This window comes from Bacillus salipaludis (assembly GCF_004358205.1).
This window is the reverse complement of record NZ_SMYO01000001.1, coordinates 25,547-40,665: the sequence shown is the minus strand read 5'-3', so window position 1 is coordinate 40,665 and position 15,119 is coordinate 25,547. Positions and strand designations below refer to the sequence as shown.

Annotated in this window: 14 protein-coding genes; 13 read left to right on the top strand and 1 reads right to left on the bottom strand. The window is 37.1% G+C overall.

Annotated features, from left to right (window positions below):
• Nucleotides 1–208: 208 nt before the first annotated feature.
• The 4 genes from tcuA (at nt 209) to E2K98_RS30665 (ending at nt 4,044) form a co-directional block, all read left to right on the top strand.
• A complete protein-coding gene (tcuA, locus tag E2K98_RS00180) occupies nt 209–1,600 on the top strand; it encodes an FAD-dependent tricarballylate dehydrogenase TcuA (RefSeq protein WP_133332337.1) in 1,392 nt (463 codons plus the stop codon).
• A complete protein-coding gene (gene tcuB, locus E2K98_RS00175; protein WP_133332336.1) occupies nt 1,575–2,705 on the top strand; it encodes a tricarballylate utilization 4Fe-4S protein TcuB in 1,131 nt (376 codons plus the stop codon). The genes tcuA and tcuB overlap by 26 nt, the downstream gene beginning before the upstream one ends.
• Before the next feature lie 466 nt (nt 2,706–3,171).
• On the top strand, nt 3,172–3,369 hold the full coding sequence (locus E2K98_RS00170; protein WP_133332755.1) for a PrpF domain-containing protein: 198 nt from the start codon (nt 3,172–3,174) through the stop codon (nt 3,367–3,369).
• A 516-nt stretch (nt 3,370–3,885) separates the two neighbouring features.
• Nucleotides 3,886–4,044 carry a hypothetical protein gene (locus tag E2K98_RS30665; protein WP_165976136.1) on the top strand — a complete coding sequence of 53 codons (159 nt, stop codon included), beginning with the start codon at nt 3,886–3,888 and terminating at the stop codon, nt 4,042–4,044.
• A 497-nt stretch (nt 4,045–4,541) separates the two neighbouring features.
• Here the strand turns inward: E2K98_RS30665 and E2K98_RS00165 are convergent, their stop codons facing one another.
• Nucleotides 4,542–5,957 (bottom strand): PQQ-dependent sugar dehydrogenase, encoded by a 1,416-nt coding sequence (locus E2K98_RS00165; RefSeq protein ID WP_133332335.1) that lies wholly within the window; start codon nt 5,955–5,957, stop codon nt 4,542–4,544.
• Between the two features lie 369 nt (nt 5,958–6,326).
• On the opposite strand from E2K98_RS00165, the gene E2K98_RS00160 reads away from it, so the two are divergent.
• The 9 genes from E2K98_RS00160 to E2K98_RS00120 all read left to right on the top strand — a co-directional run bounded on the left by E2K98_RS00160 (nt 6,327) and on the right by E2K98_RS00120 (nt 14,667).
• Entirely contained in the window at nt 6,327–6,509 is a 183-nt protein-coding gene (locus E2K98_RS00160; RefSeq protein WP_133332334.1) for a Fur-regulated basic protein FbpA, read from the top strand.
• Nucleotides 6,510–6,753: 244 nt separating this feature from the next.
• Nucleotides 6,754–7,908, top strand: a complete 1,155-nt coding sequence (locus E2K98_RS00155; RefSeq protein WP_133332333.1) for a ParM/StbA family protein — start codon at nt 6,754–6,756, stop codon at nt 7,906–7,908.
• 17 nt (nt 7,909–7,925) lie between these two features.
• The gene (locus tag E2K98_RS00150; RefSeq protein WP_235824674.1) at nt 7,926–8,633 is read left to right on the top strand and encodes a hypothetical protein; all 708 of its coding nucleotides are present in this window, start codon (nt 7,926–7,928) and stop codon (nt 8,631–8,633) included.
• Nucleotides 8,634–8,946: 313 nt separating this feature from the next.
• A complete protein-coding gene (locus E2K98_RS00145; RefSeq protein ID WP_133332332.1) occupies nt 8,947–10,401 on the top strand; it encodes an NADP-dependent glyceraldehyde-3-phosphate dehydrogenase in 1,455 nt (484 codons plus the stop codon).
• A 49-nt stretch (nt 10,402–10,450) separates the two neighbouring features.
• Nucleotides 10,451–10,717, top strand: coding sequence for a phosphocarrier protein HPr (locus E2K98_RS00140; protein WP_133332331.1), 267 nt, complete (start codon nt 10,451–10,453; stop codon nt 10,715–10,717).
• Entirely contained in the window at nt 10,717–12,429 is a 1,713-nt protein-coding gene (gene ptsP / locus E2K98_RS00135; RefSeq protein WP_133332330.1) for a phosphoenolpyruvate--protein phosphotransferase, read from the top strand. The genes E2K98_RS00140 and ptsP overlap by 1 nt, the downstream gene beginning before the upstream one ends.
• Nucleotides 12,430–12,455: 26 nt before the next feature.
• Complete coding sequence (locus E2K98_RS00130) at nt 12,456–12,644, top strand: hypothetical protein (protein ID WP_133332329.1); 189 nt, start codon at nt 12,456–12,458, stop codon at nt 12,642–12,644.
• Nucleotides 12,645–12,887: 243 nt separating this feature from the next.
• Complete coding sequence (locus tag E2K98_RS00125; protein WP_133332328.1) at nt 12,888–13,301, top strand: MerR family transcriptional regulator; 414 nt, start codon at nt 12,888–12,890, stop codon at nt 13,299–13,301.
• Nucleotides 13,302–13,356: 55 nt separating this feature from the next.
• Entirely contained in the window at nt 13,357–14,667 is a 1,311-nt protein-coding gene (locus E2K98_RS00120; RefSeq protein ID WP_165976135.1) for a hemolysin family protein, read from the top strand.
• The last annotated feature ends 452 nt before the right edge of the window (nt 14,668–15,119 follow it).

The window sequence follows — 15,119 nt, the reverse complement described above, 5'->3', positions numbered from 1 at the left end:
ATTATTTTGGATTTAAATGATCTTACGGAGAGAAGCTAAACTAGTTTTAGCTTTTTTTTTTAGATACTAGTCTTAACCTTTTTTATATCACTAATAATCTATCATAAATTAATTCTATGTACTTGTATAAATTTTTAATATTTTTTTTATTCCTAATATTATATTAAAGTTATATTAAAGATGATAAATCATGAAAGGAGATTTAAAAATGGAGACAGATGTTTTAGTAGTCGGTGGCGGGAATGCTGCTCTTGCTGCTGCACTTTCAGCTCGCGATCATGGGGTAAAGGTGTTGATAATTGAAAGGGCTCCTAAATTTTATCGCGGCGGAAATAGCAGGCTCACCCGGGATTATAGGGTGATGAATACACGTGAGAATAAGTATATGACTGGGATGTATCATGAGGAAGAATTCCTGGAGGATTTACGGCGTGTTGCTGGGGGGGAAATAAATGAACCTATTGCAAGATTAGTGGTGCGTAAATCCGAGGAACTTCCGGACTGGCTTAGCAAACAGGGGATTCAATGGCAGCCGGCACTATCTGGGACCCTTCATTTAGGAAGAACGAATATCTTCCAGCTTGGCGGCGGTAGGGCTGTCATCAATTCCTACTATCAAACGGCTAAAGCAAAAGGGGTAGAAGTCTGGTACGATTCAATGCTTGAAGATATAGAAATGAGTGGCACTAAGTTCAAAGCTGCTAAAGTTCGCAGGAAAAATGGGATCGAGACGATCAAAGCAAAAGCGATCATATTTGCTTCTGGCGGTTTTGAAGCCAATATAGAATGGCACAAACGTTACTGGGGAGACGCTGCTGAGAATTTCATTATCCGTGGTACCCCATATAATCAGGGGAATGTTCTAGAGATGCTGCTAAATAAAGGTGCAGCCAAGATAGGAGAACCCGATGCGTTTCACGCCGTCGCGGTTGATGGCAGGGCGCCAAAGTTTGACGGAGGAATTGTTACCCGGCTTGACAGTGTTCCATTTGGGATTGTAGTAAATAAGAATGGTGAGCGCTTCTACGACGAAGGAGAAGACTTCTGGCCAAAACGCTATGCCATTTGGGGAGGACTGATTGCCCGGCAGCCAGATCAAGTTGCTTACTCGATCATTGACAGTAAGACACTTGGAAAATTCATGCCTTCGGTATTCGAACCAGTATCTGCAGGAACAATCGAGGAATTGGCGCAAAAACTGGGCCTAAACCCTATAGCAGTTGCTAAGACGGTTAAAGACTTTAACAAGTCCATTCGTCCGGGAACTTTTAATCCAGGTGAATTAGACGACTGTAAAACAGAAGGATTAACTCCGGTGAAAAGCCATTGGGCGGTTCAGATCGATAAGCCTCCGTTTTATGCTTATCCACTGAAGACTGGAATTACATTTACATACCTTTCAGTTGCAGTAAACGAGCAGGCGAGGATCAAGTGGAAGAATGGAAGCCTTTGTGACAATATGTTTGCGGCAGGAGAAATGGCAGCAGGTAATGTACTGCGCCGTGGGTATTTGGCTGGTTTTGGACTCACGATGGGCGCAGTATTAGGAAGAATTGCAGGGGAGGAAGCAGCAAATGGAATCAAAAGAGCTACTAGATGATGGAAAACGACAAATGAGATTATGTAACTCTTGTCGCTACTGTGAGGGATACTGTGCCGTATGGCAATCGATTGAGTGGCGCCGGGATTTTACAGATAATGATATGACTTATTTGGCCAATTTGTGCCATGATTGCCGAGACTGCTACCATGCATGTCCATTTACAACACCACATGAATTTGGCATTAATCCGCCAAAACTATTTGCGCAATTGCGTGAAGAAACCTATCGAAAGTATGCAAGCCCGAGAATATTTGCCAAGGTACTCGGAGAAAAACGCAGCGGCTTTTGGATTACATTTTTCTTTGGAATCATATTAATGTTCACTTTAATTTTGGGAACCAACGGGACTTCTGGGCTTTTAGAAGCGCATGTAGGAACAGGAGCATTTTATAAGTCTATTTCAGAAGCTGACATGATTATTGTTTTCTTGGCCTTAGGAGTTTGGATGGTTGGCGGCTGGTTGAACGGAATGAGCAGATTCTGGAAGGACATTAAGTCGGCTAAGTCTGAAAAAATCCTTGGAAAAGATATTGTGACTGGTACAAAGTATGCGCTAAGCCTTCGTTATTTAGGAGGAGAAGGTGCAGGCTGCAATTATCCAACAGAGGAGCCTTCTACAATCCGCCGCAAGTTTCACCATTTTGTATCTTATGGTTTTATGCTTGACCTTGCTTCAACAACATTAGGGGCTTTTTATGCTCATATATTACACATTCCTGCGCCATATCCTGTGTACCATCCAGTAGTCATTCTGGGAACCCTAGGTGGCCTTGGAATTATTATTGGAACGATTGGACTGTTGGTGCTTAAAGCAAAAAGCGATCCTGAAGTCGGCGAGGAAAAAGCGGCAAAGTCAGGAACTTCATTTATCGTTTCATTACTAGTTGTGGCAGTGACAGGGATGATCTTGTTGCTGGCTCGTGAAACGGCCGCAATGGGAATTTTGTTGGCAATGCATTTAGGAAGTGTTGCAGCTCTATTTTTCACAGCTCCGTATACTAAATTTGCACACTTTGTATATCGTTATTTAGCACTTATCCGTTATGCACAAGAAGAGCGCATTGCACATCATCCTGTTCAAGAAGAAGTGAAAGCTGGATAACAGCCTGTTAAGACAGGTACAGCAGTTGTAGGCAAACATTGATTACAGTATAATACAAGCAAAATATTTCAAAAAAACAAAGCAATGCCAGGAATAGGTAATCCTATATGTAAAGTAGAATTTATAAATAAAAGGGCTTTAGGTGAATTAAAATAACCGAAAGCCCTTTTATTATGATCTAATTTTTAACGGATTGCCAAATAATAAAAAATTAAATATTTCTCTCTTCAAAGATGGTTTGGAGAATGACCCAATCCTTTTCATTCATTGAAACATTTAACCTCCTTATCTATAAAAACAAAATTTCAATATTCAACCAACAAATCAACAAATGTTTTTTTGAACATTATGCTGATATTATTAGCAACGTAAAACAAGATTGACCCTTTGCGATTTTTTCATTCTATTATAAAAAGTTTTTATGGTGGTTAAATAAGCAATCAATATTTCTGGTATTCATTAAGAGCTGGAGTTTCTTAAGGATATTTGGAAATCGCGACAACACAGTCAAATTGATGGTTTGGACGGTGGAACATCCACAACCAGCAAATTAGCCATTGTTGGCCCTTCATCACATCCTTATACACATATTGTTTATCCTTTCAGCAAAGTCAGCCTCGACAGGCAAGTGGTTGACTATAATGTTAGGTTAATGGAAAGTTAGGCATATCATATGACTTGCCTCTATCTTTTAGGTTTTAGGCAAAGAGTACGCCAAAATGCTTGATAGTTTTCTAATATTTAATGTTCTTTCCTTATTTACAGGCCTAAATAGAAGTGAAGCTTCTTTTCTTTTTTGGTCATTACATCAAGTGCTTCATCACTCAATGGTTAGTAATTAGTGAGGTTATGCCATGTAGGGGTAAACCATTTTTTAAGAATCCAATCATAAAAATTTTCTATTAACTCATAAAATAATTGATATTTTTTAAATAGAAAAACTATTATATGGTTCTATTAGAGATTTATCTTAAGAAAGGAGCTTCCAACATTGAGATCCCATAAAGCAGTACCGGATTCATCCAGAACAACACCCAGGAAGTGTAAAGAATGTGATCTTAATGTTAACGGATGTTTCAAAACCTGTTCTAGTTTAAGTTTCGGAAAGAAATAATAATAAAATTTAAAATAACTAACAAATGTACAAGAATTAAGTTTTATAAAAATTGGAGGGATGTAAATGTGGATTTTAACTGTTTATTCAAATGAAAATAATATAAGTATGTATGAGTTTAACTCGGAGAAGGAAGCAAGAGAAGCTTTAAAGAATTGCAAAGGGTGCAAAATTCTTTCAGAGGTTGTTTACTATAATGATCATTCCACATTAGTAATGATCTAATTTTTTTAACCTGATTTTGTCAGGGTATGATTAAGGCTGTAGTTTAAAGGCTAAAGAGAAGTTTACCCTTAATTTTATATCAAATCGTTATAAAAATGGTGTTATTAATAATATAAAGGTTTCTAGCATTTTAAAAGTAAGGTTTAGATTTTACACTTTATCACGTATACTAAAACTACTGGATTTGACAAGGGTATAAGTGAATAAAATAGAAAATACTAGTGATAATCTCTTTAACATACCTGTTTGAAGTGGATTTGGTGGGGATAATTCTGTTTATAATAATTCTTATATAGCACCCTCGGTCTTCAAAACCGCATGAGATTTGCGTGCCGGGTCTGGTGGGTTTGATTCCCACGCAGCCCTGGCAATTTTGAAACTAATAGTAAATGTTAACTCGCATGATGAATTTTTACTCGAGCGGTTTTTTCCTTTTAATATGTTGAACAAACATTTCGATAGTGACTAGGCACGAGTTCATAAGTCAAATTGATAAATTACTGAACAATTTCAAAAACTGTCCCCTGGTTAAAATCAGTCACTTTCATAGAGCCATATACCCCTAAATATAGTCTGGTTTGATCCAGATTCGTTCCCAAACTAACGTAATAAGCGGATTGAGGCCCAAAATTATAATCGGTTTCAATAACACTGAAATCATTTAGTTTACCATCTGTTCTTACCCTGGTATAGGCTAAAACTCCTCTAACCGGAGGTCGAGATTCATCATGTCTCGCAAGATCGGTAAATACAACGCTTCCCGTTAACGTGGGGATTCCATTCCCCATATAGGTTTGCACTCCTGTAAGCGAAGTTCCTCCAAACTTATCGGGCCTTTGATCTTTATGATAATAATTAGTTAAAGGCGGAAGACGCCTCGCTGAAGTGTTAACTGCTTCATCAAAATAAGCAATAGTTTTCTCATCCAAAGCCGGATTTGCTGAGCAGCCCCTTATAATTGAAGTAGGAAAAGCACCTTCCCACCCTCGCCAGCCAAAGTTAATAAATCCTTCTTGGTCAGATTCGGTGTTTCTTAAAGAAGCTTGAACAAGCTGAGTAACTGGTATTGGTTTATAATGAACGAATGAAAAAATGGATTCTACCAAATCCTGTCCGACATTTCCCACATTTTTGATATATTGGTAATAAAACCTTTGAAATGAAATGCCTGTTATATTGCGAACCCCTTTGGCAATAACCGTAAGTGTTTCCTGAATAGGAACGGGAAGTTCATTAAAACGTGTGACTACAGGCGGATTCTCGATAAAAGTATTCTTAACTACGTCAATTTCAATAATTTTTCCGGCTATTTCCAAATTATCTTGGCTTACATTAAACGGATCATAGCCTGAACCGCCATCTCCGGTTGTTAAAACAAGTTTTCCTGTTTCAGGTGAAAAATTTAAGCTATTGACACCATTATGATTCATAAAGGGTCTTCTTAAGTTAAGCAATGTTCGTCGTTTTTGAGGCTGGCCATTCGATTGTAAAATCCATTCTTCCACTGTATCAATATGATCATATTGAGTTTCTCGATTTATCCATTTTTGGTTTAATGTTTTGGGATCACACGGGTCAGGACTAAAATGTTCAGAAAGAGCACCTGGACCTTGTGTTCCTGCTACTGAATAATGAAGATAAAATAAACGGTTATTATAAAATTGGGGATGAAACGCCAGCCCCAGCAATCCCCGTTCATCATAACCACCACCAGAACCTCCTAGTTTTATGATTCGCGGGCGAATATCTAAAAAAGTCCGTATAACTCCATTGTCTATGTAAAAGATCTCACCTACTTGGGTTGCAATAAATAATTTCTCAATCGAGTCACTGGGAAGTATAGTTGATCTCAAAACAGTGGGTAAATTAATCTTACTAACAACGGGCCGTAAACGAACCTTAACTTTTATCACCTAACTTCCCACTCCTTCAATTGTTTTTTTTATAAAAATATGAGCAGAACTGTTCTATTAGTACCAATTTAGGCTGGGACTGAAAAGGCATAATACCTGCTTAACCGCACGGGAGTTTTTACCAGTGTGTTTTTTCATTTAAAGATAAATTCCCTCATTGGTATGTAGAACTTTTATGTGGAACAAGATTTTTCGGGTGGTGCCAGGCACTGTTATTATGTGGGTTCCTTCATTATTTTTTAATTCATACTTTACAGATAGGAATTATGAGTTTATAATACAATTAATCTAATAAAAGAATTAATCAGACCGAATTTAAAGTTGTTGTACTCAAGAAGAGTTTTATGTAAAACTGAAGGAGTGTTTATGATGAGAAAAAACGATGATAAAAAGCGAAATAAACTTATCAATAAACTAATTTTTTTAAATGTATATAACAAAGAAGATCAACAGCTTTATAAGCTGCCACTATCGAAATTAGAATATGAATATAGGAAATTTAAATTACAAAACCATCCGCATGGTGAGTTTGGCTCAATTCAATGGGTTTAAAAATAGATTAGCTTGCAAAATGGCACAGGTAATTGCATTAGACTGTATGGTGTTTCCGCACCTGCAGTCTTTTTTTTATACATGCAAGGCTAGAAAATTAGAAACTGAGTTTACTAAGTTTAAATGACAGAATAACGTGGAATACTAAATTATCATAATCTAAAAAATTGTTAACATATTTAGACAAAAAGGAAAGAAGAATATATACTTATTATCAGGAAAAAGCATGAAAAGAGGAGAAATAATGGATATAAAACGTCAGAATGTCGATTTTGGTAATTCGATCTTTCAAACCCTTGTGGATGGTTATTACTTTGAGATTCCTACTAATGTAGTAGAAATAACGAAGGAAAAGGCAGACGGTCACTACCCGACTACTTTTAATGATCCCCAATCCCTTCTTCAAAATATGCTCATTTCAACCACGATAGATGGTGTAGAGAAATATTATCTGGTAGGCGATTCAGCGGAAAAACAGGTGTTAGGAAATATTCACATCAACAAGCTTCATGATAAAACAGAATCTGAGATTCCTTACGTAATTTTCCTTGCGTCAGTTGCCTATTACAATGTATTAAAAGGAAAAGACAAAGAAGATACTAGAGTAAACATTAATTATTTTTCAACCATGCTTCCAATTTGGTTACTTAAGAAAACGAACAAGTTCAGTGATATGCAAAATAAAATGGCAAGCCGATTTAAAGGGGAGCATCAGGTAGCGATTCTAACTCCAGGGTTAGAAAGAGTTGTAACCATTCACGTTGAAACAAGCAAATGCCGGATTGAAAGCGAAGTTGCTCGTTGGGCCATTAAAAAAGATTTTGATTTACAGGATCGTGAGGAAGCAAATTCATTTAAAAACTATGAAACTCTAATTGTGGATCTAGGAGGAGGGACCGTTGATCTTGCCTTGCTCCAAGCAGGTCTTCAATCTCCTAAAAGCAGGGATTCTTTGAACTGTTTCGCTGATATTTCATACTTAAAACACATCGAAAAACTGAGAAATGAAAAGTTACTAGAGTACTTTGAGGATGTTCGCTCGCTAGAAGAATTCATTATAAAAACAATAGAGAAAACAAAAATGGAGCAACGCGATGGAAATAGCGGGAAAAAAGTGGATCTTACAGAACAAATCCATGAGTCATTGAGGGAGTACACGCAAATATTATTAACGAAAATTGAAAACACCTTTCCATCCCCTAAAGATAAGGTCTATAAATATGTTTATATAGGTGGAATAGCTGGAATCCTTAAACAATTCATCGAAGAATCAATTGATAAAAGGTATGGGGTCGAAATAAGAGAACAAAATCATCTATTCCTACCTGATTCAAGAAAACTAAATTTATATGGTTTAGAAATTTTAAGCAGGCATGAAACCAACGTAGTTTTCGCCTAAGAAGGGGAGAAGAACGTATGAGCAACAAAGAGCATCTTCATGGTGATAAGACTGGATTCGGATTGTACAATATGGATTCGTCACTGGGTGCACAGATGTTTGCACCATTTTACGCTCTATCAAACTTTTTTTTAACGGCTGCTAATCTCCAAACGGATGTGTTCAGATTAATGAATATAGAATCAGGAAGTAAAAACGAACCTGCAGAGTTGACTTTAAAAACATCGAAAATTTCTCCAAAGGTATATTCATTTCTTGAGCAAAAATCACAGGCAAATGAATTGGAGGATTATATAACAAAGCTTGTTGAGCAGGATATGAAGAAAATTGAAAAAGCAGAGACAATAGATACTCTTCGTGAAGAGTTTTTAGGGAGGATCAACTCACTTAAACAAGAATTTGCCTCCCGTCTCGATGTTGATCATATCGGGGTGGGGTCCGTTCAAACAAACGAATTACGGGATTTTGTAACGAAACTAGGTGAGCAAAAATTAGATAAGGATCAATTCCAAACGCTGTTAAAATCTCTTCGCAGCGAGTTATTAAGTGAGATTCACTTACTTAAAAATGAACTTAGTTTTCGTTCTGTCGATCCTGCTAACCCAAATACCACAAGGCCCACTTTGGAACAGGCTAAAGTAGAGAACGATTTGAAAGAAGGCCAATTGGTCGAAAGTGATCAGGTTACAGGGACTATTGAAGAAGTAATAGATATGGATTTTTAAAAAATGAAGTAGCAGAGAGATGTTCTGCTACTTTTTCGTTATTTTAAAAAGATTTCTTTCACAAATTCAAATAACAATTATGAAATTAACTCATGTAGTTAGGTAAATGAAAATAGAAAATATTTAGAAATATAGAAAAAATTCTTGTGAAAAAAATGAAGTCTTGCTAGAATAATAAAAGTATCAGGAACAGGATTAAATTTTTTTAATTCATCCGGGACATTTTATGTCCTTATGGGACTTAATTTGTCCCTTTGAAATATTCATCTAGTTCTAAGTTCATTTACAATTTATTTTCAAGGAGGAATTTTTTTTGGGGACAAACGTATTAAACTTATCATCTTACAAGTTTTATAGTAACGGAGAATGGAAAGAAAGCCTTTCAGGCGAAACCATTAACATCATGTCACCTTACCTTTCGGAAGTAATTGGAAAAGTGCAAGCAATCACAAAAGAAGAGGTGGATGAAGCGATTTATTCGGCCTATGAAGCGCAAAAATTATGGGCAGAGTTCTCTCTTCAACAACGTGCAAGCTACTTATATAAATGGGCAGATGAATTAGTAAGCAGGCAAGAAGAAATCGCTGAAATGATTATGAAAGAAGTAGGCAAAAGCTTTAAAGATGCCAAAAGTGAAGTTACCCGCACAGCGGAATTTATCCGTTACACCATTGAAGAAGCCCTGCATATGCATGGCGAAAGCATGAGGGGCGAAAGTTTTCCAGGTGGCTCTAAAAATAAAATTGCCATTGTTGATCGCGTGCCATTAGGGGTAGTATTAGCGATTTCTCCCTTTAACTACCCGGTAAACCTAGCTGCAGCAAAAATAGCACCGGCCTTAATGGCAGGAAACGCTGTTATTTTTAAACCAGCGACACAAGGTGCTATCAGCGGTACAAAAATGATTGAAGCCCTTGACGAAACAGGGTTACCAAAAGGTCTTGTCAACCTTGTTACAGGCAAAGGTTCTGTGATAGGTGATTATTTAGTCGAACATAAGGGAATTAATATGATTTCATTTACGGGCGGGACCCAGACAGGCGTTAGATTAGCCAAAAAATCAGCCATGGTTCCTCTTGTCCTTGAGCTTGGTGGAAAAGATCCCGGCATCGTCTGTGAAGATGCCGATTTGAAAGAAGCAGCTAAACAAATCATCAGCGGCGCGTTCTCTTATTCCGGTCAACGCTGTACAGCAATTAAACGTGTGCTTGTAAATGAAAACGTAGCCGATGAGCTTGTGGGATTATTAAAAGAAGAAGTGGAAAGATTGACTGTGGGTTCTCCGGAAGATGGCTGTACCATTGTTCCTTTAATTGATATGAAATCCGCCGATTTTATTCAAATTTTGATTGCTGATGCACTTGGTCATGGGGCTGAGGTTGTAATTGGAAACAAAAGGGAACGTAATTTGATTCATCCAACTCTACTTGATTATGTTAAAGGCGAAATGCGTGTGGCATGGGAGGAACCGTTTGGACCTGTACTACCAATCATTCGCGTTTCATCTGATGAAGAGGCAATTAAACTTGCAAATGAATCTGAATATGGCCTCCAGGCAAGTATTTTTACAAAAGATGTGAACAAAGCGTTTGCGATTGCGAATAAAATGGAAGCCGGATCCGTCCAAATTAATGGTCGTACCGAGCGCGGCCCAGATCATTTTCCGTTTATCGGTATAAAAGGATCGGGAATAGGAGTTCAAGGAATTCGTAAGAGTATCGAATCGATGACACGGGAGAAAGTAACCGTTTTAAACCTTACAGAGTAGCCAATTTTTCATATACCTTACATATTTATTAAAGGAGTTAGATTTAACGATGGTAGAAAAACAATTTAAAATAATAGAAGAATCAGGAATTCATGCAAGACCGGCGACACTATTAGTTCAAACTGCAAGTAAATTTGATTCTGGAATTAATATGGAATATAAAGGAAAAAGTGTAAACTTAAAATCGATTATGGGTGTAATGTCTTTAGGCATAGGTCAAGGGGCAGAAATCAGCATTTCTGCAGAAGGCAGTGATGAGGAAGAGGCATTAAGAAGCCTCGAAGAAATCTTAACAAAGAAAGGTTTGGCTGAATAATGAGCTTCTTACATGGAATTGCTGCCTCAAATGGGATTGCCATTGCCAAGGCCTATCGTCACGTTGACCAAGATTTATCTTTTGAAAAGAAAACGATTGATCATACTGATGCAGAAGTAGAACGTTTCAATGCCGCAGTAAAGAAAGCAAATTCAGAGCTTGAAGCCATTCGCGACAGAGCCAAAGTGGACCTTGGTGCAGATAAAGCAGCCATTTTTGAAGCGCATCTTCTTGTTTTGAATGATCCTGAATTAACGGGTCCGATTATAGATAAGATTTATACTGAGAAAGTAAATGCAGAGTCTGCCCTAAGCGAAACGGCAGATATGTTCATTATGATGTTTGAACAAATGGATAATGAATATATGAGAGAACGTGCTGCAGATATTCGTGACGTGACAAAACGTGTTCTCTCGCATTTACTAGGTGTTCAAATGATGAATCCAGGAATGATTTGTGAAGAAGTTATCATGGTGGCAGAAGATTTAACGCCATCTGATACAGCACAATTAAATCGACAATTTGTAAAAGGTTTTACGACGAACATCGGGGGTCGTACATCGCATTCAGCGATTATGGCCCGTTCAATGGAAATCCCTGCTGTTGTTGGTACAAAAACAGCTACAGAGGAAATCAACCATGGCGATCTAGTGGTTGTGGATGGCTTAAAGGGGGAGGTTCACATTAACCCAACAACTGAAGTGGTTGAGCAATTTCGTAAAATGGCTGAAAAATATGAAATTCAAAAAGCGGAATGGGCAAAACTTGTCAACGAAAAAACAGTTTCTGCCGATGGCCACCACGTTGAATTAGCGGCTAACATTGGTACACCGAATGACTTAACAGGGGTTATGACAAATGGTGGGGAAGGTGTAGGACTTTATCGGACTGAATTCCTATATATGGGCAGAGATCAACTTCCAACAGAAGAAGAACAGTTCGAAGCGTATAAGGCTGTATTAGAAGGAATGAATGGAAAGCCAGTAGTCGTTCGGACACTTGATATCGGGGGGGATAAAGAACTTCCATATTTAGACTTACCCAAAGAAATGAATCCATTTTTAGGATTCCGTGCCATTCGTCTATGCCTGGAAGAACAAGATATTTTTCGCACTCAGCTTCGAGCCCTGCTGCGAGCAAGCATTTATGGAAACTTAAAGATCATGTTCCCGATGATTGCAACACTCGATGAATTCCGTTCTGCTAAAGCTATCTTGGAAGAAGAAAAGCAAAAGCTTGTTTCTGAAGGATTACAAATAGCCCAAAAGATTGAACTTGGTATTATGGTTGAAATTCCTTCAACTGCCATCTTAGCAGATCAATTCGCAAAAGAAGTGGATTTCTTCAGTATAGGAACGAATGATTTAATTCAATATACAATGGCAGCAGATCGGATGAACCAAAGGGTTGCCTATCTTTATCAACCGTATAGTCCATCGATTTTACGATTAGTAAAAATGGTGATTGATGCAGCACATGCTGAAGGTAAATGGGCTGGAATGTGTGGAGAAATGGCAGGAGATGAAACGGCAATTCCAATACTTCTTGGCCTTGGCCTTGACGAATTTTCAATGAGTGCCACTTCTATTTTAAAAGCCCGTTCACTCATATGTAACTTGAAAAAATCGGACATGGAAAAGCTTGCAGAAGAAGTTTTAACTATGCAAACTACCTCCCAGGTTATTGAAGCGGTAAAATATACAACAAAATAAATACTTTTTTTTAGGGGGTGGTTTTCTTGAAATCAAATGAAGAAACCCTTAGAGATTTAAAAGAGGAATTGCTTCGGATCGGTTCAACGAACCAAAGGGATTATGATTTGTTGAAGAAAAAAGGCCTGGTTTTAAGTACAACCATTTGCCGAAGATTAAAATTAAGCTGGCCAATGGTTGTTGAGAAAACAGGGGTTGTATCTTCAAAAAGGTAATAAAGATATACTTTTTACATTGAGTCGTTTTTTAATATTAAAAATATTGTTTAGCCTCCTTACTAAAGTGGAAATTCAATTAGTTAAGGAGGTTTTTTTGGTTTAATGCTTTTCTTTTAGTTCTATAAATGATTTCTAAACACATTTTTGTTAACTGTGATTTTATTAAACTATCACGTTGACTGTATGGTTTTGATTGTGATATAGTTAACATAACAAAAAAGGGGTGAGTAAGTTGGGAAGTTGTATCGAATTGGTGAATTAGCACGTATAATGGGTATTTCTAAAAGAACCATTGATTATTACACCCAAATAGGCTTACTGAACCCTGTGAGAACGGATTCGAATTACCGATTGTATGGAGAAGATTGTATTAAAATTTTGGAAATGGTTGAACATTATAAAACTCTTAATATGCCACTTGAGGAAATTAAATCTTCTATTAAAATGCTAAATTCCGATAATGGGATTGATAAAGTGAAAGTAGAAAAACATTGTGAACAAATTGCTATCCTTATGGGACATCTTAAAGAGGAAATAAAGGTGATTGAGCCTATTCTTCAAAAATTAAACCAAACTGAAAAAGAAATGCTTGTAAATAAGCTTTCTTCACAGGGGGTTATACTGGCTCAAACATTGTTATTATTATTTGATTAAACGTTTTAGAATACTAGGAGGTGTATTCCTAACTTACTAGTAAGTTAGGAGATTATTGATAATTATTAATTTAATGATCATTGCAATTTTAATTGCATTTACGGCATTTTTCGTATCCTATGAATTTGCCATTGTGAAAGTCCGCAGTACACGAATTGATCAGCTTGTTGGCGAAGGAAACAAGAATGCAATTGCGGCCAAAAGAATTGTTTCGAATCTTGATGAATATTTATCCGCATGTCAGTTGGGGATTACCGTTACCGCATTAGGATTAGGTTGGTTAGGTGAACCTACAGTGGATCATATTCTACATCCTTTATTAGTAAACCTTAATTTGCCAGAATCCGTTTCAAGTATTGCATCGATTGTTATCGCATTTGCTGTAGTCACATTTATTCACGTCGTAGTAGGGGAACTTGCCCCTAAAACATTTGCGATACAAAAAGCAGAAACGGTTACATTACTTTTTGCGAGACCAATGATGCTTTTTTATAAAATTATGTATCCCTTTATAAAAGCATTAAATGGCTCAGCCCGTTTGATTACAGGTATCTTTGGATTGAAACCTGCTTCCGAACACGAAGCTGCTCACTCTGAGGAAGAGCTCCAAATCATTATTTCAGAAAGCTATAAAAGCGGGGAAATTAATCAGTCTGAATATAAATATGTGAACAATATTTTTGAATTTGATGATCGTATTGCAAAAGAAATAATGGTTCCCCGTACTGAAATTGTGGCGTTTGATAAATCACAATCATTAGAAGAGTGTCTTAAAATTGTTACAGAGGAAAATTATACGAGATACCCAGTCATTGATGGAGAAAAGGATAACATCGTCGGAATGTTGAACATTAAAGAAGTCATGACTGAATTTATTAAAGGAAAGGGTTTAGGAACTACTGTTGAACATTATGTTCGTCCGGTCATCCAAGTAATTGAATCAATTCCAATCCACGATTTATTAGTTAAAATGCAAAAAGAACGTGTTCATATGGCAATTCTTTTAGACGAATATGGTGGTACCGCTGGTTTAGTGACAGTTGAGGATATTCTCGAAGAGATTGTTGGTGAGATACGGGATGAATTTGATGCAGACGAAGTACCGGAAATTAATAAAATTAATGAACATAAAACGATTGTAGATGGTAAAGTCCTTATTGAAGAAATAAATGATTTATTTGGTTTAGATATAGACGATGAGGATATTGATACCATTGGCGGATGGATTTTATCCCAAAAGATGGACGTGACTGCAGGCGAAATTATTTGTCATGGTCATCACGAATTTAAAGTCCTTGAAGTGGATGGTTACCATATCAAATCATTAGAAATAGTAAAGTCAGTAAAACAGGAAGTCCTTGTTTAATGCAGAATCCCTCTTATTTTAGAGGGATTTTTTTTGATTTAAATATGTAAGATTAATTACATGGAAAATGGACATCGTTGAACTTTAACCCAGTTGATTGGAGCGGAAGGCACGAAGACTCCTGCGGGAGTACGGGGCAGGGGAGACCCCGCAGGAGCGTAAGCGACGAGGAGGCTCCCCGGAACGCCCGCGAACCGCTTGTGCCTGAAGCGGAAATCACCAGATAAATTTAACACATCAAAATAAAAAGAATTTATCTTAAAACTCGAATGTTAGTACAACTCCCTTAATATAGTTAAAATGAATAGCCATCTATTGTGTCTAATCGGTACAAGTTTTCTAGTTTTTTTATAGATGGTTCCACACCGTTCACCCAATTCCAACTAAGTATTGTAATCTAAAATGCCGAAAAGCATAAAGGCAGTTACTCAACCATCTTTTAATGCCTTGCA